This window comes from Algoriphagus aquimarinus, from assembly GCF_900112005.1.
GTDB lineage: Bacteria > Bacteroidota > Bacteroidia > Cytophagales > Cyclobacteriaceae > Algoriphagus > Algoriphagus aquimarinus.
Map to the genome: position 1 here is coordinate 17345 of NZ_FOKK01000012.1, position 22567 is coordinate 39911.

The 22567-nt window shown below is 39.6% G+C and carries 21 protein-coding genes and 1 tRNA gene; 6 read left to right on the top strand and 16 right to left on the bottom strand.

What is annotated here, in order from left to right; all coding sequences use genetic code 11:
• Positions 1–4 precede the first annotated feature (4 nt).
• Together BM291_RS15030 and BM291_RS15035 are read right to left on the bottom strand one after the other, a co-directional pair.
• On the bottom strand, positions 5–265 hold the full coding sequence (locus BM291_RS15030) for a hypothetical protein (protein WP_092898883.1): 261 nt from the start codon (positions 263–265) through the stop codon (positions 5–7).
• Positions 266–363: 98 nt separating this feature from the next.
• A tRNA-Arg gene (locus BM291_RS15035) sits at positions 364–437 on the bottom strand.
• 181 nt (positions 438–618) lie between these two features.
• Here BM291_RS15035 and BM291_RS15040 point away from each other — a divergent pair.
• Positions 619–1374, top strand: coding sequence for a porin family protein (locus BM291_RS15040; protein WP_092898885.1), 756 nt, complete (start codon positions 619–621; stop codon positions 1372–1374).
• A 46-nt stretch (positions 1375–1420) separates the two neighbouring features.
• Here BM291_RS15040 and BM291_RS22315 read toward each other — a convergent pair whose 3' ends face one another.
• Positions 1421–1822 carry a phosphatase PAP2 family protein gene (locus tag BM291_RS22315; protein ID WP_245786893.1) on the bottom strand — a complete coding sequence of 134 codons (402 nt, stop codon included), beginning with the start codon at positions 1820–1822 and terminating at the stop codon, positions 1421–1423.
• A gap of 218 nt (positions 1823–2040) precedes the next feature.
• Complete coding sequence (rpoN, locus tag BM291_RS15050; RefSeq protein WP_092898889.1) at positions 2041–3495, bottom strand: RNA polymerase factor sigma-54; 1455 nt, start codon at positions 3493–3495, stop codon at positions 2041–2043.
• Between the two features lie 177 nt (positions 3496–3672).
• Between rpoN and asnS the strand changes: the two genes are divergently transcribed.
• A complete protein-coding gene (gene asnS, locus BM291_RS15055; protein WP_092898891.1) occupies positions 3673–5124 on the top strand; it encodes an asparagine--tRNA ligase in 1452 nt (483 codons plus the stop codon).
• Positions 5125–5239: 115 nt separating this feature from the next.
• On the opposite strand, the gene BM291_RS15060 is transcribed toward asnS, so the two are convergent.
• From BM291_RS15060 to BM291_RS15090, 7 genes are all read right to left on the bottom strand, one after another.
• On the bottom strand, positions 5240–6427 hold the full coding sequence (locus tag BM291_RS15060) for an MFS transporter (RefSeq protein ID WP_092898893.1): 1188 nt from the start codon (positions 6425–6427) through the stop codon (positions 5240–5242).
• A 62-nt stretch (positions 6428–6489) separates the two neighbouring features.
• Entirely contained in the window at positions 6490–7959 is a 1470-nt protein-coding gene (locus BM291_RS15065) for an NAD(P)H-hydrate dehydratase (RefSeq protein WP_092898895.1), read from the bottom strand.
• A 2-nt stretch (positions 7960–7961) separates the two neighbouring features.
• Positions 7962–9275 carry an MFS transporter gene (locus BM291_RS15070; protein WP_092898897.1) on the bottom strand — a complete coding sequence of 438 codons (1314 nt, stop codon included), beginning with the start codon at positions 9273–9275 and terminating at the stop codon, positions 7962–7964.
• Between the two features lie 59 nt (positions 9276–9334).
• Positions 9335–9799, bottom strand: coding sequence for an ExbD/TolR family protein (locus BM291_RS15075; protein ID WP_092898899.1), 465 nt, complete (start codon positions 9797–9799; stop codon positions 9335–9337).
• A 1-nt stretch (position 9800) separates the two neighbouring features.
• The gene (locus BM291_RS15080; protein WP_092898901.1) at positions 9801–10436 is read right to left on the bottom strand and encodes an ExbD/TolR family protein; all 636 of its coding nucleotides are present in this window, start codon (positions 10434–10436) and stop codon (positions 9801–9803) included.
• A gap of 1 nt (position 10437) precedes the next feature.
• Entirely contained in the window at positions 10438–10767 is a 330-nt protein-coding gene (locus BM291_RS15085) for a hypothetical protein (RefSeq protein WP_092898903.1), read from the bottom strand.
• 51 nt (positions 10768–10818) lie between these two features.
• Positions 10819–11625, bottom strand: coding sequence for a MotA/TolQ/ExbB proton channel family protein (locus tag BM291_RS15090; RefSeq protein ID WP_092898905.1), 807 nt, complete (start codon positions 11623–11625; stop codon positions 10819–10821).
• 592 nt (positions 11626–12217) lie between these two features.
• Between BM291_RS15090 and BM291_RS15095 the strand changes: the two genes are divergently transcribed.
• A complete protein-coding gene (locus tag BM291_RS15095; RefSeq protein WP_092898907.1) occupies positions 12218–12679 on the top strand; it encodes a hypothetical protein in 462 nt (153 codons plus the stop codon).
• 102 nt (positions 12680–12781) lie between these two features.
• Here BM291_RS15095 and BM291_RS15100 read toward each other — a convergent pair whose 3' ends face one another.
• On the bottom strand, positions 12782–14056 hold the full coding sequence (locus tag BM291_RS15100) for an aspartate kinase (RefSeq protein ID WP_092898909.1): 1275 nt from the start codon (positions 14054–14056) through the stop codon (positions 12782–12784).
• Positions 14057–14113: 57 nt separating this feature from the next.
• On the opposite strand from BM291_RS15100, the gene fbp reads away from it, so the two are divergent.
• Both fbp and BM291_RS15110 read left to right on the top strand, forming a co-directional pair.
• Positions 14114–15151 (top strand): class 1 fructose-bisphosphatase, encoded by a 1038-nt coding sequence (gene fbp / locus BM291_RS15105; RefSeq protein WP_092898911.1) that lies wholly within the window; start codon positions 14114–14116, stop codon positions 15149–15151.
• 68 nt (positions 15152–15219) lie between these two features.
• Positions 15220–16386, top strand: a complete 1167-nt coding sequence (locus BM291_RS15110; protein WP_092898913.1) for a PQQ-dependent sugar dehydrogenase — start codon at positions 15220–15222, stop codon at positions 16384–16386.
• 157 nt (positions 16387–16543) lie between these two features.
• Here the strand turns inward: BM291_RS15110 and BM291_RS15115 are convergent, their stop codons facing one another.
• The 3 genes from BM291_RS15115 to BM291_RS15125 form a co-directional block, all read right to left on the bottom strand.
• Positions 16544–17602 (bottom strand): NAD(P)H-dependent glycerol-3-phosphate dehydrogenase, encoded by a 1059-nt coding sequence (locus tag BM291_RS15115; protein ID WP_092898915.1) that lies wholly within the window; start codon positions 17600–17602, stop codon positions 16544–16546.
• Positions 17580–19277, bottom strand: coding sequence for a 1-acyl-sn-glycerol-3-phosphate acyltransferase (locus BM291_RS15120; RefSeq protein ID WP_092899090.1), 1698 nt, complete (start codon positions 19275–19277; stop codon positions 17580–17582). The genes BM291_RS15115 and BM291_RS15120 overlap by 23 nt, the downstream gene beginning before the upstream one ends.
• Before the next feature lie 86 nt (positions 19278–19363).
• Entirely contained in the window at positions 19364–19843 is a 480-nt protein-coding gene (locus BM291_RS15125) for a DUF4199 domain-containing protein (protein WP_092898917.1), read from the bottom strand.
• 147 nt (positions 19844–19990) lie between these two features.
• Between BM291_RS15125 and BM291_RS15130 the strand changes: the two genes are divergently transcribed.
• Positions 19991–20965: a polyprenyl synthetase family protein gene (locus BM291_RS15130; protein ID WP_092898919.1), complete on the top strand. Its 975-nt coding sequence runs from the start codon at positions 19991–19993 to the stop codon at positions 20963–20965.
• 303 nt (positions 20966–21268) lie between these two features.
• Here the strand turns inward: BM291_RS15130 and thrC are convergent, their stop codons facing one another.
• Positions 21269–22564, bottom strand: a complete 1296-nt coding sequence (thrC, locus tag BM291_RS15135; RefSeq protein ID WP_092898921.1) for a threonine synthase — start codon at positions 22562–22564, stop codon at positions 21269–21271.
• Positions 22565–22567 lie beyond the last annotated feature (3 nt).

A 22567-nucleotide genomic window follows, 5' to 3' on the forward strand; every position in this document is an offset into this window, starting at 1 on the left:
TATACTATTCACAAGTATAGCTGGTGTACTCATCCTTAAACAGTGACCAGATCTTGCCTGAATCATCCCGATAAGTAATAGTCTGGGTTTTCTCTAAAATCTCAATATTGCCATTGGAGACTACCGAACTACCATCTACCAGTACAATAGTGCATGATCCATTAATCTCTTTTACATCCTGAAGTAAATCACAGCCCAATAGAGAGACCCCAAAGAGTGACACAACGAAGAGTTTTAAGGAAAAAGAACTGATCTGGCTTTTCATAGTTATAGATCCGAAGTTGAGTAAAAATAACAATTGAATCAACTTATAAGGCAACTGCTAGTGAATAAAAAAAGGTCTGATAATAATATCAGACCTTGTGACCTCGTCAAGATTCAAACTTGAAACCTCCTGAGCCGTAATCAGGTGCTCTATTCAGTTGAGCTACGAAGCCGAATTGGAATGCAAAGGTATTTAAAATTAGATTTTATGCAAGTACACTGGCATAAGAAATTTATAATTTTTTCTACAACACCTCGTTTCCACTTAAGAATAATTAAGATCAAAAAAGGGGTAAATCCTTAGGGATTTCCTATTTTTGCCCGCATTGAGTGCATTTTAAGTAAACCAATTTGATGAAAAAAATATACACCTTCCTGCTCGCTTTTGTTTTGATTCAAGGAGCCTTCGCTCAAGACAGCCTGCAAATCGCTAAAAAATCAAAAACTCCCATCGGAGGAAGACCTAATATTCCTAGTGATTTGAAGTTTGAATTTGGCTTTAATCAACTCAACAACAGATCAGAAGACCTAGGCATCAATTTCTTCGCCTCTCGTACTTTTAATGTTTACTATCAATATCCAGTCTCCATATTTGGAGAAGCCTCTGGATTTACTATGGACATTGGTCTTGGTTTAGGAACCGACAAATACGCCTTTAAGGATAACCAAACCTTGTACAACAATCCTACGGCAGGCCCAGAATCTAGTGTTTTAAAAGACATTACAGATGTATTGGGAGACGACATTAACATCAGTAAGAATGTGGTCGCAGCTAATTACTTTGATATCCCGCTTGATTTCACGTACCACTTCAACAAAACTAACTATTCCAAAGGTTTTAAGGTAAGCGTGGGAGGTAAATTTGGTTACTTATATGAATCACACACTAAAGTGAAATATGAGGATGCTAATAGCCTTAAAAGACAAGTTAAAGATTCTCAGAATTACGGTTTTGAAAAATTCAGATATGGATTATCATTTAAGGCTGGTTCTCCAGGATTCTATGTATGGAGCTATTTCGGCCTGAATCAAGTATTTCAAAAAGGTCTTGGTCCAAATAGCACTGAGGCTACTCAAGTTAATTTTGGTGTAGCTGTAAACGTTTTCTAAGGATTTTCTTTATAGAAATTTAAACCGGGCACATGCTCGGTTTTTTTTATGCCCAAATCCAGCTAAACCCAATAAAACAAATTGAAAAACCAAGAATCAAGCCCACATAAAGTTCAACAGGTTTATGTGCATTTAGGTATAGCCTAACAGTCCCTACCAATCCTGTCAATACTAATGAGGCTAATAATGGATAAAGAGGCTGAAAGTTGGGGAATTTAAGCCCTAGCACAAGAACAGCTGCAAGCAATCCACCCATACCGGTCATATGAGCAGACATTTTCCAGAAAAAAGTAATAACCGTCAGTACAAGTATGGCTAATGTAATAACACTCAGAACCTGCCACAGAATTGGATCAAACTCTTTCTTCTGAAATAAAAAATATACGGTGAGTATGTAATAAATGCTGGTAACCGAGAATGGGATAGCTCGATCTTTCAATTCTGCCATGTGAACACTTTTGAGCGTCCCACTTAACCTTAAGCCAAACACTGTAACCATTGGAATTACCAAGGTGGACAAAGCAATAAGGTAAAATAAGGTACCCTTGAATGACTCTGGAATACTTGTAGCCTCAGGGACAACAAATAAAGCCAACCCAAAAACTAAACTGGGAATGACCAATGGCTGTAAAACGACTGAAATTATTAACGAAATAATCCTCCGCACTACAATTCCTTTCTTAGTCTAGCAACTGGAATTTGCAGCTGCTCTCTATATTTAGCCACAGTTCTACGTGCGATGTTGTATCCTTTACCGTTAAGCATTTTGACAAGCTTATCATCGGAGAGTGGCTTCTTCTTATCCTCGGCATCCACCATGCTTTGTAATACGGATTTAACTTCACGATTACTTACATCTTCCCCGCTATCTGTAGCTATACCTTCAGAGAAGAAATATTTCAGCGGATAAACTCCAAACTCAGTCTGAATCGCTTTACTATTTGCAACTCTAGACACGGTAGAAATATCCATATCAATCCGCTCAGCAATATCCTTCAAAATCATTGGGCGAAGATTAGTCTCATCTCCATCTATAAAAAACTCCTTTTGATACTGTAGAATCGCCTCCATTGTTCTTAGAAGAGTATTCTGGCGTTGCTTGATTGCATCGATAAACCACTTGGCAGCATCCAGTTTTTGTTTCACAAAAGTGACAGTATCCTTCAGCTTTTTATCTTTTTTATCACTCTTATCATATGCGTCAAACATTTCAGAATAGGATCTAGAAATCCTCAACTCTGGTGCATTCTTAGAATTTAAGCTAATCTCAAACTTGCCAGCAGTATTTGTAAGCATGAAATCTGGTATGATATATTGCGTCCGAACCAAACCATCAGCAACTCCTCCTGGCTTTGGATTGAGCTTAGTAATCAAATTAACAGCATCCTTAGTCTCCTCATCATTAAGATCGCAACGCTTCTGAATCTTAGCATAATGCTTTTTGGTGAACTCATCGAAACAATCCTGCATAATCCTTAGCGCATTCTGCACTGTCGGATCATCTGGATGCTCTTTACGCTCAAGCTGAATAGTAAGGCATTCCTGAAGGTTTCTAGAGGCTATACCTGCTGGATCAAAATTTTGGATTTTTCTCAAAATCTCCTCCAACTCATCAATATCTGTTTCAATATTTTGGCTGAAAGCCAAATCATTTATGATAGATTCTAAATCTCTACGGATATATCCATCATTCTCAATACTTCCTATCAATTGCTCACCGATGATCTTCTTCCTATCGTCAAGTCTAAGAAAACTCAACTGAGAAACTAGCTGCTCATGTAGGGAAGATTGACTGGAAATTGGAATCTCCCGATCTTCCTCATCGGCATTGTAGTTTCCGTCACCTTGCATTTTATAACCACCATACTCATCGTCTAGGTAGTCATCGATATTTACATCACGATCATCCTGCGGAGATTCCTCTTCGTAATTATCTTCAAAGTCATCATCGGCACTGTCTTTTTCTTCTGTTTTGCCCTCTTCCAACGCAGGATTAATCTCGAGTTCCTCTTCGATTCGAGTATCTAATTCGGCTGTCGGTACCTGCAGCAATTTGATAAATTGTATTTGCTGAGGTGAAAGCTTCTGGGAAAGTGATTGGCTAAGATTTAACTTTTGCATTCGGGATTGGGTAAAACCTGCTGTTTGGGTTCAAAAAAGGCCTTTTCCACTGAAAAAGCCCTTATGCCAAAGTTAGGAAAAACGAGCAATCTTTTGATAAAAAGCTTATTTAATCGTTTTTTTGCATTCCTTTAAATTATTAGCGGGCTTCGTAGCTCCGCATTAACATATCACCAAATGGCATTTAACAAACGAGTCAAAATCAAGACCATCCTGGATACTAATCCTATTGGAACAGAAGTGACGCTCATGGGCTGGGTTCGTACAAAGAGAGGAAACAAAAATGTTTCATTCATTGCACTGAATGACGGTTCCATCATTACCAATTACCAAGTGGTGGCCGACCCCAATCTGATTTCGGAGGAAATTCTTAAGAAATGTACCACTGGTGCATGTCTTAAAATAACAGGAAATGTAGTCGACTCTCAAGGTGCTGGGCAAAGCTCTGAGTTGAATGCTACAGCTATTGTAGTATTAGGTGAAGCAGATCCAGAAAAATATCCGCTGCAGCCTAAGAAGCATTCCATGGAGTTCCTTCGGGAAAATGCTCACCTAAGAATGCGTACCAATACATTCAGCGCGGTCTTTAGAGTAAGACATGCCTTGGCTTTTGCTGTTCATAAATACTTCAACGACAAAGGTTTTTTCTACATCCACACGCCTATCATCACGGCTTCAGATGCAGAAGGTGCTGGAGAGACATTCAAAGTCACTACACTTGACCTGAAAAACCCTCCAAAGACTGCTGATGGAGCGATCGATTACAAGCAGGATTTCTTCGAAAGAGAAACCAATCTAACGGTGTCTGGACAATTGGAAGGTGAACTAGCCGCAATGGCACTCGCTGATATCTATACGTTTGGCCCGACTTTTCGTGCTGAAAATTCCAATACAACTCGCCACTTGGCTGAATTCTGGATGATCGAACCGGAAATGGCTTTCTATGATGCGGAAGACAATGCCGATCTAGCGGAAGATTTCTTAAAATATGTGATCCAATACGCACTGGACAATTGTGCTGAAGATTTGGCATTCCTTGATTCAAGGCTTCAAGACGAAGAAAAATCTAAGCCAGCTGATCAACGCAGCGAAATGAGCTTAACGGATAAGCTGAAATTTGTAGCAGATAATGACTTCGTAAGAATCACTTATACGGAGGCAATCGAAATTCTCAGAAACTCGACTCCAAATAAAAAGAAGAAATTCTCATACCTGATCGATGCATGGGGAGCAGATTTGCAATCTGAACACGAGCGATTCTTGGTTGAGAAGCATTTCAAAAAGCCAGTTATCCTGACGGATTACCCTAAAGATATCAAGTCGTTCTACATGCGTCAAAACGAAGACGGAAAGACGGTAGCGGCGATGGACATACTTTTCCCTGGAATTGGTGAAATAGTAGGTGGTTCACAGCGTGAAGAACGCATGGATGTGCTCACCGCTAGAATGGAAGAGATGAACATCCCGCAGGATGAAATGTGGTGGTACCTAGATACGAGAAGATTTGGAGCTACACCGCACGCCGGTTTCGGACTTGGCTTTGAACGAATGGTGCTCTTCGTCACTGGAATGGGAAATATTAGGGATGTGATCGCATTCCCTCGAACACCTGGAAACGCAGAGTTCTAAAAATTACAAATCCCCGGCAGAAATGTCGGGGATTATTTTTTGACATCGTTTTTCGCCCACTGATACAGATCAACCCGAAAAATATATTTCAAAATAATTTGTCGAGAGAATCTTTTCAACTCACCACTTTTATCCTCATCGCTAAAGGAATACATAGCAAACTAAATGCAATGGCGATGTATCCTACCACATTGTAATTGGTCAATTCCCCAGCTGCATTCTCTCCGATGATAATCCCTGCAAGTAATGTAGCTACTCCAGTCGCTAATTGTTGCACGGCTGAGTTGAAACTCAGAAAGCTACCTCTATTTTCTGGCTTGGCAGTTCCCGTCACAATTGCCGCCGCTGGCACATATCTGCCATTAGAAGTCACAAAGAACATCGTGGAAACCATCAGTACAAAAGGAATTGGAGTAACACCTAAGTGGGTAATGATGGCAATAGGAATCAGGTTCAGAAGCATGAAAATGATAAAGATCTTCTGTTTGCCATACTTATCAGAAAGCTTCCCAACCCAAGGCGAAGTGAAAATCGTAAATGCTCCACCCGCCATGTAGATGTAAGTAAGTTGTAGCTCAGTAAACCCAACATTTGCCACAGTATATGGACTCAAAAAGGGAATAATCATAAACTGTCCAAACATCATCATCACAGAAAGAGTAATCGCTCTCATCTGATTGGAATCGCTTGTAACTCTTCGAATAACTAATAAAGGATTAGGTCGTACAATGTCATTTTTAAGATGATCTGTGATATTTGGGATATACTTGATGATCATCCCAAGGCTCAACACAGATAGTCCTGTAAGTAAGAAAAATGGCGTGTGCCAATCAGACAAACTTGCTAAAAACAACCCAAGAGGTACTCCAAGAACTGATGCTACTGAGAATGCCGCCATTACCAAACCCATGGCTCTACCACGTCGAGAATCAGGAATTACGTCACCGATAATCGCCAAAATCAAAGCTGAAGTCAATCCGCCAAAAATGCCGGAGATTACTCTTGCCGCCAAAAGAATAGGATAGCTAGGTGATAGAGCACAGCCTAAGGTGGAAATCGCAAAACCTATATATACCCAAACCAGTATCTTCTTGCGATCAAATCGATCCAATACAAAGGCTCCGAAAAAGCTGGAAATCCCCGCACTGAATGTATAGCAAGAAACCAATAAGCCAAATTCACGAGGAGAAATATCAAAGATTCTCATCAACTGAGGACCTAAGGGCATCAAAATCATGAAATCGACGATGTGAATAAAATTAATGGCCGCTAGGGTCCAAAGCAAAAGCTTCTCTTTGTTCATAGTAAAAATAGATAGGAGAAGAACCTCAGAGAAACATGTATAGTTTGTCTAGGACCAAAGAATTAAGAAATATCTAATTGAATGTATGTGTCTGGGATAGATGCGATGATATCACTAGCGATCAAAGACCTTCTTTTGGATTTTGAGGCGATTTCTCCTGCCATGCCATGGTGAAACACTCCACATAGTGCGGCATTCTCAGGTGCGTACCCCATTCCTAAATAAGAAGTGATCATGCCAGTTAGCACATCTCCAGACCCTCCTGTTGCCATGTATTTGTTTCCTGAAGAATTAACGACTTGTCTTCCATCTGGCAAACTAATGACTGTATTTGCTCCTTTAAGCACCAAGATCAATTCATTATCCATCGCAAATCTTTTGGCCAATTCAAGCCTTTCCAAATGGTTAGTAGCTTTCCCCACTAACCTCGTAAACTCACCTATATGTGGCGTAAGAACTGAATTCTTTGGCACTAAGGGTAATAAATCAGGATTTCGAGCTAGCAAGTTCAGTCCATCAGCATCTATAACAATTGGTTTTTTGAAATCTTGCAGAAATTGCTTCAATAACCTTACTCGATTCTCTGTACCCCACCCCGGTCCTATCCCCACTGAATCATAAAATTCTGGATTAGGAATCAAACCCCAGGATGCCATTGCTTCTGGAACAGCCGTTTGGACAATGAAACGCTCCGAATCCTCCATGTGGCAGGTAACTAACCCCGACCCTGTACGAAGAGCACTTTTAGCACAAAGAATAAGAGCACCCATTTTACCAGGACTTCCACCCACCAGAAGGATTTTACCCATATCACCTTTATAGCTGAATCTATTAAAAGTCTTGTGCAATGCAGGGATGTCATGATTCTCCAGATAGTAAAAAGATGAATGCAATCCTTCATATGCCTCACCTAACAACCCAATCTTTAGAACAACCAACTCTCCTACAAATTCAGCATGTTCAGGTAGAATAAGAGAAAGTTTAGGAAACGCAAAACTGATAGTAAAGTCAGCTTTAACTATATCTCCTCTAGAAATTTCATCTGAAGCCAAACCAGATGGGACATCCACACTGATAACAGTCCCTACAAATTCATTTAGCCTTTGAATAATCTTAATGGCATCTGGTCTAAGATCACCTTTTAACCCAACGCCTAAAAACGCATCAATTAGAATTCCATTTTCAGGAAGGTCCCAATCTACAAACTCTAAGACTTGTATAGAGTCAGGAAGCTTGTTGAAATTAAAAAGGGCATCTGAACTCAGTTTATCGGCAGAATCAAAGCACTTAAGTATAAAAACTGAATAAGAATATTCAGTCAACAGCCTAGCAATGGCTAGACCATCACCACCATTATTACCCCCGCCCACTGCAATTTGGACAGGACTTTCAATGGAAAATTCCTGTTCGAGAAACCAGCTCACAAAAGCTTTGGATGCTTCTTCCATGAGCTCAAGGCTACTTTTTCCGGATAATTTTAGATGTTGCGCATCAAGTTCTTTGACTTGTATGCCTGACAGTATTTTTTGCATGGCTATGCTCTTTCAGTATCTAACCCTGTTTTAGGGATAGTAACTAAAAGTAGGAAACCTAAGCCAACAAGAAAAAATATACCAAGCGAAAGAGCACTGTTTCTCATACTTCCGGTGATTTGTTCGATAAATCCATAAGAAAATGTACCTAGGACTATTGCCAATTTTTCTGTCACATCGTAGAAACTGAAATAAGAAGCATGGTCTGTAGTGCTTCTAGGTATTAATTTAGAAAAAGTAGATCTAGATAAGGATTGGATACCACCCATGACCAATCCTACAACGAATGCCAAAGCAAAGAACTCATACACCGAGTATACATAATAAGCACCAGCACAAATCCCAACCCAGATCAAAACCATGATAACCAAACTTTGCTTGTTGCCATATTTCTTAGAAATAAATGCAAAGAAATAGCTACCGGCAATGGCCACAATCTGAATAATCAAAATAGTCATGATCAGTTGATCACCAGGCAAACCTAATTCTTTATCTCCGAATGTAGCAGCCAAGTACATTACTGTCTGCACCCCCATAGAGTAAAAGAAGAACGACGCCAAGAACCGATACATCACTTTAATTTGCTTGACTTCATTCCATACTTTTCTGATTTCTTGGTAACCTTTAAGCAAAAACTCTTTTTTGATATCCTTGCCAAAGGGATTGTGTGGAAGAATTCTGAAAGGAATCTGAGAAAATCCTGCCCACCACAATCCAGTAATCAAAAATGAAAAGCGTGCTGCCATGCCATCATCAGATAACATAAACCAGGAAGGGAACTGAATCATCAATAAATTAAGGACGAGTAAAATCACACTGCCTATGTAGCCAAGTGCAAATCCCTTTGCACTCAAAAGATCATATTTATCGGGAGTAGTAATCTCAGGCAAATAGGCGTTATAAAACACAATACTGCCAGCATAACCCACACTTGCCAAGACACTGAAACAAATACCCCATTCCAGATTTTCTCCATCAAAAAAGAAAAGGGCTATGCAGGACAAAGAACCCAAATAGGCAAAGAACTTCATGAACTGAAGTTTCTTCCCACTAGCATCCGCAATTCCAGAAAGAATCGGTGATACTAGGGCAATTATTAAGAATGAAAAGGAAATGGAATAGGAATACAAAACCGTGTTGACGATTTGAAACCCAAAAAAATCGACCTTATCATCTGGGCTTAACCCTTTGGTAACACTGTTAAAATAAACGGGGAAAATAGTAGATGTAATGACCAGACTATAGACAGAATTGGCCCAATCGTACATCGCCCAAGCATTCTGGACTTTCTTAGAGTTTTTAATAGTCGATAGCATAATACAAAAAAAAGCTACCCCGAGTTACGGGATAGCTTTAATATATCGATTAGATTAACTTAGTTCTTCACTACTTTACCTATAGATGCATAAAGGATTCTTCTAGCATCAGCTTCTCTTAGTTCATCCTGAACATCAGAGATAGGTCCCATTTTCACATCTCTATCGACCTTCAAGGAAATAGTTATTCCCCCACGATCAGATTCTGGAAGCATATCACGTTCTTGATTTACCCACTGAACAATCTCAGGAGTTTCAATAAGTGCATCGTTAGCTTGAATTTTAGGTTCAGTACCGTAAAGTGCTGTATTCTTTGGCTTTCCGATGAAAATATAGGAAATCAAGGTTTTCTTCTGAAGCTTCTGAAGCTGAGTAGCTTGAGGAATCTTTTGGTCTACCAATATCTCCTGTTCTCTCAACACGGTAGTTACCATGAAGAAAAACAGTAGCATAAAGATAATATCTGGTAAAGCAGAAGTAGGTATACTTACCTCCGCTTTTGTTTTCTTTCCAAACTTTGCCATATTAATTCCCTCCTATTTTATCAGGTTCTGCAATAGAGATCGCCATAGGTATCCCCTCTTTTCCACGGTCAATAAGGCTTTCTTCCGCATCATTCTTGCCGGTTAAAGCTCGATACTCGTCAGTCGAAAGATTAACTCTTGCAGCGTAAATATCAAAATATGCTTTCTTGGCTAAATCAAATACTTCAAGGTATTTTTCATAACTCGTGCCACGGTCAGTCTTGATAGAAACAACTGCTTCTCCAGGGTGATCCGAAGATTCAGGCTTCCTGCCAGATAAAGCCTTTAGAGATGCTGGAAGAGAATTGTATAAACCGGCTGCTTCATCATTCGGCGCACCGAAGTTCAAAATAAACGCTTTCAATTCTTCATCAAGCCCTTCTGTATTGTCCCTATAATCACCTTCAATCAAAAATTGATCGTTAGAATTTATACGAATAACAAAGATATTTCGCTCATTCAAATCAATCTCTGGAGGCGGGTTATTTGGATCTAGCTTCGGAGGAAGTACATTCAAAATACCTTTATCCGATGCGATCGTAGTGGTGACGAGAAAGAAGATCAGCAGCAGGAAAGCAATATCTGCCATAGAGCCTGCATTGACCTCCGTACTCATTCTATTTTTCTTTCTAGCCATATTACTTTATCGCTTTAGTCACTTCTGTCAATACGATACTTCCAAGAGCAACGATTGCAAGAATGTAAGTGGTGATAAGCATTCCACCAACCAACTGAGAACCACCTGGGGTCAGATTGAAAGGTGCTGCTTCAAATTTAGGAAGTACTTCATTGCTAGAAATAGTGTAAGCAATGAAGAACAAAACGACAATCCCTACAATTCCAAGAGCAGTTTTAAGCAAGCTTTTTGGATCATCCAAAGACTTGATCAATGGCATTAAAACAGCCACTGCAGCTCCGACTATAACAAGTAGGTAACTTCCGTATAATAAGATGTCATAAGTATCCATAATGTAGCTTCTTTGAGGTTAATAAATTTTTAAGTATAACAAACTGACGGCTTACTTGCCAGTCAATTTGTGCTTAACCAAGATATCAACCAATGAGATAGAAGCATCTTCCATGTCATTAACCAAAGAATCAATTTTAGCTACACAATAGTTGTAAAACAACTGAAGGATAATTGCAACGATCAAACCAGCAACTGTAGTCAAAAGGGCGATTTTAATACCACCTGCTACTAGTGAAGGAGAGATATCACCTGCTGCTTCAATAGAATCAAAGGCGCCAATCATACCGATTACTGTACCCATGAATCCCAACATTGGAGCAAGGGAGATAAATAGAGAGATCCAAATAAGACCTTTTTCTAATCTACCCATTTCTACAGAACCGTAAGAAATAATAGACTTCTCTACCATTTCGATTCCTTCAGAATATCTCATCAGACCTTGTGTAAAGATAGATGCGACTGGACCTTTAGTGCTTTTAGTAAGGTCTTTAGCGGCTTCAATTCCACCAGACTCTAGAGCATCTTCTACTTTGATCAACAATTTCTTCGTGTTGGTCGTAGATAGGTTCAATGTGATAATTCTTTCCAAAGCAACCGCAAGACCCAAGATCAAACAGATCAATACTGGAGTCATGTAAAGAGGATCACCTTCGATGAACTTCTCTTTTACAACTTGGTGGAAACTTAGCTCCTCTGCGACGATCTCGTCATCTACAATTGTGGGAGATGAAGCAGGCTCAACTGCTACTGGTGTTGTTTCTTCTTGTGCTGCGGTCTCTTCTGCCTCTTGTGCGTTAGCAAAAACAGGTGCGAATAGGATGCCTGCAAGCATGAACAAAGCGATTAACTTTCTCATAATGTGGATTTTAAATAGACTTTTGATAAAGGTTAAATGGTTTCTACTCTAGAATCGAGTTTTAAAGTTATCATTTTTTAAATTCAAAAAACAATCGACTCTTTTAGAATTTTGTGAAAAATCAGGCTTATATCTCAGGAATAAGCAAGCTTTTACACGAACGGAAATATTTCCTTTTCCTTTGAAAAAGACACTTTCCTCCAAAACTCGATGGTAAGGTTCTTATTTTTTCGCAGAAAGAAAAATTTAAATGTTGCTGAGAGCATAGCTTTTTTCTAATTAATCAGAATGTCCTGATTAATTGGTTTTTACATTTAGTAGTAACTGAGAAAAATCCTTTTAAATCCTTTAATACGCCACATAATTCACAGGTTAACCTTTTTAAAGTCTCTGATAATTATCTTATGACCTGCACTAAATATTTTTGTTAATATTCCATAACCAAGCATCTTTATTTAGAAAACCTTCTCCTAAAATAGACCGGGTATAGTATCAATTGCATTTGAAAATTATCCAATAGGCTTCTTGCTTTTAAGTAAAAAACTGAAAATTGCTATTTCCAATTACTCCTATCTTACTATATCTTTAGCTTATGTCTATCTCTACTTTATCACCTAGCCCATCATTTAACTCAAATCCCAAACTAGCGAAGGCGGTACAAAAGCTGAATGCACTTTTGGATGCAGTTGGACAAAAAGGGATTCCGCTTACCATTGAAATCCAAATCAATGAAATTGTGGCGGGAGTGAATAATTTTTCCGGAACTGACCCGCAGCTTATCAAGCAAATTACAGCTGCACAAGCAGCTATATTGAAACTCCTCGAAAAGGAAACAGGGTTCGTTTCTAAAAATCATTTTCAACTACAATGGCTTGCCTTGGGCATGGCAGCTTTTGGTATTCCTATGGGAGTAGTTTTTGGTGCTGTACTTGACAATATGGCTTTTATAGGAATTGGATTACCTATCGGAATGGCTATTGGTATCGCGGTAGGTACTGCTAAGGATGCAGAAGCGTCTAAACAAGGTAAGCAACTAGACTGGTCACCTAATTAAAGATACTTCACAGCAAAAACAGTGTCTGGAAGCAACGATGTGAATATTACGATTCAGTGTGTTCAGCATATTACCTTCTCTAAATATTTTGAACATGAAAGTTCAAGACATAATCTTTCTTCTTACTGCCTGAAAAGTATTTCGAGTACTTTGATTCAGTAAGACATCATACCCACGCAGATAACTTTGAGTCTGAACAGGATCAGCATGCAAAATTGTCAGTAGCTCCAATCCTTCATTATAACGTATCTCAAAACTAGCTTGTAGGTTCTGAAGCAACTTCTCCAATTTAAAAAGCTGCGCATCAATCACTATAGAAATACTTATTGCAGACACTTGAAGCATATTAACTCTAAGCTTGAGCGCTTTAAGTTGCTCGTACACTTCGTGGATTTGGTCCTCTTCGATAAAATGGAAATCTGTAACCTTAAAGCTTACTAGTATCTGATTTTGTTTCAAAACCACAGTTGGAATGTTAATCTGCACAGCAGATTTATGGATTTTTGTGCCGTCCGAATCTGGATTCAAAAAAGACTTAACGAAAAGCGGAACTCCCGCATTTGCCAGAGGCTTAATTGTCTTAGGATGAATAACTGACGCACCATAGTAGGTCATTTGCGCTGCTTGCTGATAATCCAGCTCAGCAAAAAGTTTGGTGTCCTCAAAAAACTTAGGATCGGCATTCAGTACTCCTGGCACATCCTTCCAAATAGTCACAGAGCCAGCATCCAAGCTTGCAGCCAAAATCGCAGCTGTGAAATCAGAACCTTCTCTTCCCAAGGTAGTAGGTCTTCCTGCACTATCGGCTCCTATAAACCCTTGTGTCAAAACGGGAAACTGTTCCAGCTTTGGTTTCAATTGAGTTTGGCAATTCCAGCGAGTTTTTTCCCAGTCAACTTTTGCAAAGCGGAAATCACTGTCTGTACGAATCAACTCTCGAGCATCCTGCCACAGAATGAGCAAGTTTTGACTACACAAATACTCCATCACAATCCGAGATGAAAGCAGTTCTCCAAAACCAATGACTCGATCATAGTACTCATCGTAATTATCCTTGCTGATGGGTTTATTAAGTTCATGATGGAGCAGGATGAAGTAGTTCTCGATTTTGGGGAAAATTACATGACCATCAGGGAAAAGCTCACTGCAAATATCTAAGTGATAGCTTTTCAAAATTGAACTATTCTTAGAATAATCCAGATTTTCCAATTTGAGAGTAAGAATATTTTCCAACTGATTAGTGGTTTTACCCATAGCGGAAACTACTATCACAAAATTATTACGCAATCGATTACGGAGAATATCAGCTAAGTTTTGGACTGCGGACGCATCTTTAACCGATGCTCCTCCAAATTTATAAATTTGAGTTTTTGTCATGAAAATATTTACCTATTTTTCCAAAGTATTCAACTACCAATTGAACTATTCCAATACATGAAAATTATTCCTTACCAGCCTGACCAAAGCGGTCTAGCCTACTCTGTCGGTACTACGCTAGACAGATTCATCAAACTCAAACAAAGCGACTTTCCTTTTGCTTCGGGTGAACTCTCTCAACTTCTACGCGACATTGCACTTGCCGCCAAGATAGTAAATCGCGAAACTACTCGGGCAGGACTGTCCAATATTGGCGGGGCTTTTGGCCAAGTCAATGTACAAGGCGAAGAGCAACAGAAACTAGATGTCATAGCAAACATCAGATTTATGCGCGCCTTGAGTAAAGGTGGCGAAGTTTGTGCCATAGTTTCCGAAGAAGAGGATGCTGTAATTGATTTGCAAAATACCTCGGGCAAGTATGTCGTGGCAATAGATCCACTGGATGGCAGCTCAAATATTGATGTAAACATCAGTATAGGAACGATTTTCTCTATTTATAGAAGAAAGACGCCAACTGGCAGCCCAATCCAACTGGAAGATATAATGCAGGCAGGAACTGAACAGGTAGCCGCTGGTTATGTGCTTTATGGTTCGTCTACTATGTTGGTTTACACCACTGGATGTGGAGTTAATGGTTTTACTTATGAGCAGTCACTTGGTGAGTTTTTCCTTTCTCACCCTAATATCCAAGCTCCAAAAAATGGAGAAATTTACTCAGTAAATGAAGGGACTCAAAGAGAGTGGGAAGATGGTATTTTAGCTTACATAGATCAGTGCAAGGATAGGCGATACTCTGCAAGGTACATAGGCTCGCTAGTCGCTGACTTTCACAGAAACCTGCTCAAGGGTGGAATCTATCTCTATCCAGCTACAAAAAAGAACCCTTCCGGAAAATTACGACTGTTGTATGAAGCTAATGCTTTGGCACTTATCGCCGAGCAAGCAGGAGCAATGGCCACAGATGGAACCCAAAGAATATTGGAAATCCAGCCTACTACACTTCATCAAAGGACTCCTTTACTAATTGGCTCGTCTGAGATGGTAATAGAAGCAGAATCTATGATTTCTTCTTTGGCCAAAGCCCCTCTTCTTTAAGTAGCTCGTGTAAAAAGATTTAAGAATCGAAAGATGTGTTTTATCTTGTGTCAAGATTTTAACATACTATGAAAAATATCAAACGTTACCTACCTATTGCGCTGTTCGTAGCAGGAGCTTCCACTTGGATTTCCTGCTCACCAAAAGAAGCAGAAGTTGCCATTGAACCTATCGATGAGACTTATGCTGTACAAACTGAGAAGATGTTAATCAACGTCGACACGCTTTACACAGAATTTGAAAATCCTTGGGGAATGACATGGCTTTCTGACGGAAGAATGTTGGTTACTGAGAAAAAAGGAGAAATCCTTATTTTCAAAGACGATAAGTTCACTGGAGAGAAAATACAAGGACTTCCAGATTTTTACACAAAAGGCCAGTCAGGTCTGTTGGACATTACAGCTCATCCTAAATTTGATGAGAACGGATGGATTTATATTTCCTACGGAAAACTAATGCCAGACAGTGCTTCTTCTACGACCATCATGAGGTTCAAATTAGAGGGCGGTAATGCCGTCAATCAAGAAGAACTTATCCAATCTCTTCCAGCTTGGAAAAGCAATCAACATTACGGTAGCAGAATTGTATTTGACAATGACGGATATCTTTACTATTCCAGTGGAGAGCGTGGAAATACACCTACAAATGCACAGGATTTAACTAACTCTCATGGTAAAATCCACCGTATTCATGACGATGGAAGAATCCCTACTGACAATCCATTTGTAGATACTGAAGGAGCGGTTGCTTCGATCTGGACTTATGGTAACAGAAATCCTCAAGGCTTGTATTTCGACAAGGAAAACAATAAACTGTATGAATCAGAACATGGCCCACAAGGTGGCGATGAATTGAATTTGCTAGAAAAAGGCAAAAACTATGGCTGGCCAGTAATAACTTGGGGAATTGGGTATGACGACAAACCAGTTTCTGACATCCAGGAAAAAGAAGGAATGGAGCAACCTTTAACTTATTATGTTCCTTCTATTGCTACTGCAGGTATGACGATGATTACTTCAGACAGGTATCCTGCTTGGAAAGGCGATATACTTATTGGAGCTTTGAAGAAAATGCACATCAACCGTGTAGACATGGATGGATCTAAGGCTTTATCTCAAGAAATAATGCTACAGGATATTGGACGTGTTCGCCAGGTTTCTCAAAGCCCAGATGGTTATATCTATGCGATCACCGAAGGCACTGGCTTAATGGTGAAATTGATTCCAATCAGATAATACACTAAATAAAATACATTTGAAAAGCCACTTTTGATTACTCAAAAGTGGCTTTTGCTTTTTATAAACCTTAGGAACGTTCATAAAAATCTGAGCTCTTAATATTTAGCATGTAGTAATGCTTCGAATTATTTCCACGTCCATAGTGGTCAATAGTCTACACGAAATCCACATCCACATTAAATGGATACTTCATTAGAAACTGAAGTGCATCTTCGATTTCCAAATCTTCAAAAAGAACTCGATAAAGATTCTCTGTAATAGGCGCACGAAGATCTGCTGTCTCCAAAAATGCTTTGATAATACGAACTGTATTAATTCCCTCTGCCACTTCATCCATATCAGCAAGTATGGCATCTAGAGATTCTCCTTTGGCAAGTCGAAAACCTACAGTGAAATTCCTGGAGTGAACTGAGTTACAAGTAGCTACCAAATCTCCTATTCCTGCCAAACCCATAACAGATTTGATACTTCCCCCAAGCGCATTGCCCAAGTGGATCATCTCCACCATTCCTCGGCTGATCAGAAGACCTTTTGCATTTTCTCCTAATCCCAATCCTGCAAGTGCTCCTGAGGCGATGGCAATAATATTTTTCAAAACTCCACTGATCTCTACACCTATAATATCTGAGTTTCCATAAACCTGAAATTTCTCAGATCTCAAGAGACTCTGGCCTTCCAAGATCACCTCATTGTATTTACTGGCAATCACTGTAGCGGCCGGCTGACCTTGGGCAAGTTCTTTGGAAAGATTTGGTCCAGCCAAGCATCCCACTCGAACCGCAACCGTTTCCTGAAGTATCACCTCACTCATCGTCAAAATTTGACTTCTCCTGATTTTCTTGACTGTTTCCAGCGTTTCCCCATCTTTGAGGTTCAGGCAAAGTCCTTTTGTACCATGAATAATCAAATGATAAGGAAATAGAAAAGGTGAAAAAGTCCGCACCACATTCTGAAATCCAGAGGAAGGAACCATGAAAAAGAGCACATCGCAACTTTTACAAAGTTGCTCAGGATCATTCGAAGCAATTATATTTTCACTTAGCTTTTTCCCTTGTGCAGAATGCGAAGCATTTATCTCATCTACCACTTCCTGCTTTCGTGCATAGACCATCACGGGACTTTTGGCAGCCAGAATATTCGCTATGGCCGCGCCAAAGCTCCCCACTCCGATTACACCGATGTACTTTGGTTTAGTAGAGTTTTTCGAGTCCATATCCTGTTAATCTGTTATGATAAAAATAAAGTAGACTCATGTCGTCAGTACCGATATCTCCCTTTTTATCTTGGATTATTGGTCGCTTTGCATGGTACATACCTACGTTCTCCATGCCCCGCTTGATGATTTCATCCATATCAAGAGAAAGATGAGGGGCAGTATTGATAAGTCCTTGAGACTTCAATTCATTGATTTTATCTAATACAAGGTGACAACTGGCCTTAAACTCCCCGTAGGGAATAGAGATTTCTTCTTCCGGCAATCTTAGCAAGTCAAACAAATCCAGCTTTCTGTTCTGCTTTTTGATCATCTCAAAAGCCACGAAAGCAACCAAATGAGAATTAAATACCCGGTTGATTTTATGGAATTCTTCCACTATGCGCTTGCCAAGCATATTTGTGTATTCTTCCTCCCGCTGATTATCCACAGATACTTTCCCGTCAGAGATAAAATAATCCCTTGTATTAATCACTCGGCCGTGCTTGTCCAAACTTCTCCCATCCACATCTACATAATTCCCAAGCACATCCATTGCTTTACCGACAGACACTGAGATATCAGATCCTTTAGTAAAGAACTTGATTAGGAACTTAGAGATCTTGTATGAATTAGAAAACTCATCATTCTCCTTGTAATATCTTTCTTGTCCAGTGATGCTTAAATGATCACGAATCAAACTGGGTGCTTCTAGCACAAAATGATAATTGATTGTCACGGGAACGATAAAAATCTTACCCGAAATATCATCCAGCCCATTTTCAAAATTTGCCCGCTGAGCCTCAATAGCAGTACTCAACAAACCCAGTTTCAGCTTCGATTCGATCATCCCGCTTCTGGACCTAGTTCCCCCTGGAAAAAACAACGAATGACAGCCAAACTGAATTGCTTCTTTGGAATAGGTCTTCAGCGTTTCCAAGTACATCAGGTTTTTCTTTCTTCTATCCACTTTGTATGCACCAAGTGAATTCATAAAGTAAGCGAAAATGGAAATATTGAAGAGATTCAATCCAGCTCCGTATATAAATGGAGGCAACCCCAATACAGATATCACCCAACCAATCAAAATGCTATCGAGATTACTAAAGTGAGTTGGAACCATCACGACCGTACCTTTAGTGGCCAGATCACGTAACTGATCTGTTTCGCCAGTAATCTGGATTTTATCCTGAAGTGTGTATTGATTACTGAAAATAGATTTAAAGCCCTTCACTCTCGCTGCATTCAGCAAACGCGAAAAGCCATAGGTAACTACAGATCTCGTGAATTTGTAATGCGTAGCCTTGAAATTACTTGCAATCTCCTCGGCATAGCGAGCAGTAATGCTATTCAAAACTGACTTATATTCTTGAAACTTTTTGACTTTATTCCTTCCAGCTTCAGTGCTGATCTGAACCAAAGATGATTTCACCCCACTCCAAAATGACCCATCGTCATCTGGATCAACCACCCAAGGATTCTGCTTGATACGGAGCTTTTCACGATACAGTGTCGTTTCCAACTCTTCTTTGAGAATGTCAGGATTATTGCCTGTTAGTTTGAGAATCCGATCTTCAGATAGATCTGCCACTTTTTTCACAAACTCCTTACGTTCTCTTGCCAGCTTCACCACTGGCCATTCGTCTTTGCTCGGGTGTATCGGCTCGTACTTATGCTTGATGTATTTCTCCTCCAACTGGTTGGTTTTTATTAAAAATCTGATCAAAGATAGTGAAAAAGCCCCTTCTTCCGTGAATGATCAACGTGAAGAATGGATCATCTTTACGACTTTGACTTCACAAAAATCGCTACAATTGCAGAAGTAAATATTCCCATCACAAGTGCACCTATCATGGATTGGAGCATATAGCTCTTCAAATTGAAATATTCTTCTGCTGCTTCTTGAGTCATATTCCCAGAACTTACTGCGTACTTTATAATATTAGGAAAGTACTCTGGAGTAATAAATTCAGTGGTAATGTATTGTGAAAGCGGACTAAGCATAGCCACAATAACAGAGATAATTAAACCTGTGACAAAACCTTGTTTATAACTCATCACGCCGTGATAGAAATTCTTTCTTTTGTCAAGTAGCGCAAAAATATAAATAGCAATGGAAGGAATGGCCACCAAGTTGGTCATCGTGGCGTGATCTGCTATTTTCTCATCATGCCAACCTAAAGATTTTTCCAAAACCATCCAGGCTAACATCATGAATACAAAGATCAATGCCCATTTGATTTCAATCTTAATATTTTTCATAGTTTCTTGGGTTATGAATTCAAATTCTATGGTACAAAATACATAATTCCTAAAAATCAACGTCAATTTCAATTGATTGCTACACCTAGGCTCTCAATCCCTTGTCCATGAGAGAAAGGGTATTATTTTTACAGCATCAAAGACCGGATGAAACCAGACCTTAAAAAAATACAAGTTCCCATAGAAAACGAGATGGTTCAATTTGAACTAAAATTTCGAGACTCTATGAAAAGTAAGGTCAAGCTTCTCGACCACATTACTAATTACATTGTCAAGCGCAAAGGCAAGCAGATGCGCCCCATGTTTGTTTTCTTGACAGCAGGTGTTTGCGGCAGTATCAATGATTCAACGCACAGAGGCGCCGCACTTATAGAATTGCTACACACAGCTACGCTCGTTCATGATGATGTAGTCGATGATGCCAACTACCGTCGAGGGTTTTTCTCGATAAATGCACTTTGGAAGAATAAAATCGCTGTACTCGTTGGTGATTACCTTCTATCCCGTGGCTTGCTTCTAAGTGTGGATAACGGCGACTTTAAACTACTGAAAATCGTCTCTAATGCTGTGAAAGAGATGTCTGAGGGCGAACTGCTACAAATCGCCAAAGCAAGAAAACTCGACATCACGGAAGAAGTTTATTACGATATCATTCGACAAAAAACTGCCAGTTTATTAGCTTCCTGCTGTGCTGTAGGAGCATCTAGTACAGAAAGCAGTGAAGAAATAATTTCAAAAATGAGAGAATTTGGAGAGAAAGTAGGTATGGCTTTCCAGATCAAAGACGATCTTTTTGATTATGGCGAAGATGAAATCGGCAAACCTGTTGGCATTGACATCAAAGAGAAGAAGATGACACTTCCTCTTATTTTTGCTTTGCAAAAAGCAGATTGGCTAGAGAAAAAGAAAATCATTCATCTGATCCGAAATAGAAGCGAGGACAAAAAAGCTGTAAATCAAGTGATCAGCTTTGTGAAGAAAAGTGGGGGACTCGAATATGCTAAAACTATCATGGACAGATATTACATGGAAGCGCTAGATATCCTAAAAACTTTCCCTGAATCAGACTACAAAACTTCCCTGGAAGGATTGGTGAGCTATACGATTGAAAGGAAGAAGTAGGGTTTTTTCGTTATTTATGTGCAGATAGGTCCGTAATTAAAATCGCCTTGACATACGGGCTGGAAGACCGGTGACGGAAGTACCGGAATTGCTAGTGTTTATCAGCAAATAAGCCGCTTTTACTCTTTCTCAATGAATATATGCAGAAGGAGAATCATTTATTCTCATTCCCAATCATCCAAAACATATCCTAGTTAACCTTAAGTTAAATACCCGTGATAGTATCAAATGAAACTATCAACTTGGAGTTTTACACGGTAAGATCGAGCATATAAAAAGATGAATAAATTCTCTAGACATCTTTTAAAGTGACTTCAAATAAGCCTTAAACTCTTCAAAGTCATTTCCCAAAGCCTCCACTTTTTTCTTGCCATCCATAAAAGCCGCTAATCTCTCTGGCAAAGTCAAGGTCAAATCCAGCGCCTTCTCTACAGTTTCTCTGAATTTCCCGGGATGTGCAGTCTCCAAAAACACTCCTTGATAGTCAGGATTCTTGGCCATAAAATCTTTCAATCCCAAATACCCAACAGCCCCGTGCGGATCCATGGTATAGCCTTTATCCTTCACGGACTGCATCGCTTTCACAGTTTCTTCGTCTGAATAAAAACAGCCGGAAACCTGAGATTTCAACTCTTGGTCATCATTATCATACAGTGCTAGAAGTCTCGGAAAATTACTTGGATTCCCCACATCCATGCTATTGCTTATAGTAGCAATGGAAGGCTTGGCAGCAAACAATCCACCTTGCAGGTAATCAGGCACGATCTTGTTGACATTCGTCGCAGCAACAAAATGAGCTATTGGTAAGCCCATTTTTTGAGCTAAAATACCTGCAGCAATGTTTCCAAAATTCCCTGACGGCACTGCGAAAGCTGCCTTTTTATCATTTTTAGGAAGTCTTGAAAAAGCGTAGAAATAATATAGACACTGAGGCATCCAACGTGCCACATTGATGGAATTGGCTGAGGTAAGCAATAGCTTCTTATTCAACTCAACATCCAAAAATGCTTCTTTCACCATACGCTGGCAATCGTCAAAAACACCATCTACTTCAAGCGAAGTGATGTTTTGACCCAAGGTTGTGAACTGCTTTTCTTGAAGCTCACTTACTTTGCCTTTCGGAAAAAGTATAATCACTTCCACACCATCTACACCCAAAAAACCATTTGCTACAGCACTTCCTGTATCACCAGAAGTCGCTACCAGTACACGAACTTTACGATCGGATTTCTCCATCAGCATACTCATCAATTTAGAACAAAAACGTGCCCCAAAATCCTTGAATGCCAAGGTTGGTCCATGAAAAAGCTCCAAGCTGTAGACATCCTCTTCCACCTTTACCAGTGGCGCATCGAAAGTCAGCGTATGGTCTACCAGTTCTTTAATTTGCTCTTGACTCAGAGCAGTGGAAAATAAGGCTCCAATTACTTCATATCCTATTTCCTGAAAAGTCATCTCTGGAAACTTATCCAAAAGCTCCTTGGACAAAACAGGAATTTCCTCTGGCATATAAAGCCCTTGATCTGGGGCTAAGCCTTTGATTACTGCCTCGGCAAGATCTACCTGATGGCCAGGATTATTTGTGCTATAAAACTTCATAAG

What these genes read in the sequence shown, in the direction of transcription:
- BM291_RS15030 (WP_092898883.1), bottom strand. Translation starts at nt 265, where the DNA reads ATGAAAAGCCAGATCAGTTCTTTTTCCTTAAAACTCTTCGTTGTGTCA.
- BM291_RS15040 (WP_092898885.1), top strand. Translation starts at nt 619, where the DNA reads ATGAAAAAAATATACACCTTCCTGCTCGCTTTTGTTTTGATTCAAGGA.
- BM291_RS22315 (WP_245786893.1), bottom strand. Translation starts at nt 1,822, where the DNA reads ATGGCAGAATTGAAAGATCGAGCTATCCCATTCTCGGTTACCAGCATT.
- rpoN (WP_092898889.1), bottom strand. Translation starts at nt 3,495, where the DNA reads ATGCAAAAGTTAAATCTTAGCCAATCACTTTCCCAGAAGCTTTCACCT.
- asnS (WP_092898891.1), top strand. Translation starts at nt 3,673, where the DNA reads ATGGCATTTAACAAACGAGTCAAAATCAAGACCATCCTGGATACTAAT.
- BM291_RS15060 (WP_092898893.1), bottom strand. Translation starts at nt 6,427, where the DNA reads ATGAACAAAGAGAAGCTTTTGCTTTGGACCCTAGCGGCCATTAATTTT.
- BM291_RS15065 (WP_092898895.1), bottom strand. Translation starts at nt 7,959, where the DNA reads ATGCAAAAAATACTGTCAGGCATACAAGTCAAAGAACTTGATGCGCAA.
- BM291_RS15070 (WP_092898897.1), bottom strand. Translation starts at nt 9,275, where the DNA reads ATGCTATCGACTATTAAAAACTCTAAGAAAGTCCAGAATGCTTGGGCG.
- BM291_RS15075 (WP_092898899.1), bottom strand. Translation starts at nt 9,799, where the DNA reads ATGGCAAAGTTTGGAAAGAAAACAAAAGCGGAGGTAAGTATACCTACT.
- BM291_RS15080 (WP_092898901.1), bottom strand. Translation starts at nt 10,436, where the DNA reads ATGGCTAGAAAGAAAAATAGAATGAGTACGGAGGTCAATGCAGGCTCT.
- BM291_RS15085 (WP_092898903.1), bottom strand. Translation starts at nt 10,767, where the DNA reads ATGGATACTTATGACATCTTATTATACGGAAGTTACCTACTTGTTATA.
- BM291_RS15090 (WP_092898905.1), bottom strand. Translation starts at nt 11,625, where the DNA reads ATGAGAAAGTTAATCGCTTTGTTCATGCTTGCAGGCATCCTATTCGCA.
- BM291_RS15095 (WP_092898907.1), top strand. Translation starts at nt 12,218, where the DNA reads ATGTCTATCTCTACTTTATCACCTAGCCCATCATTTAACTCAAATCCC.
- BM291_RS15100 (WP_092898909.1), bottom strand. Translation starts at nt 14,056, where the DNA reads ATGACAAAAACTCAAATTTATAAATTTGGAGGAGCATCGGTTAAAGAT.
- fbp (WP_092898911.1), top strand. Translation starts at nt 14,114, where the DNA reads ATGAAAATTATTCCTTACCAGCCTGACCAAAGCGGTCTAGCCTACTCT.
- BM291_RS15110 (WP_092898913.1), top strand. Translation starts at nt 15,220, where the DNA reads ATGAAAAATATCAAACGTTACCTACCTATTGCGCTGTTCGTAGCAGGA.
- BM291_RS15115 (WP_092898915.1), bottom strand. Translation starts at nt 17,602, where the DNA reads ATGGACTCGAAAAACTCTACTAAACCAAAGTACATCGGTGTAATCGGA.
- BM291_RS15125 (WP_092898917.1), bottom strand. Translation starts at nt 19,843, where the DNA reads ATGAAAAATATTAAGATTGAAATCAAATGGGCATTGATCTTTGTATTC.
- BM291_RS15130 (WP_092898919.1), top strand. Translation starts at nt 19,991, where the DNA reads ATGAAACCAGACCTTAAAAAAATACAAGTTCCCATAGAAAACGAGATG.
- thrC (WP_092898921.1), bottom strand. Translation starts at nt 22,564, where the DNA reads ATGAAGTTTTATAGCACAAATAATCCTGGCCATCAGGTAGATCTTGCC.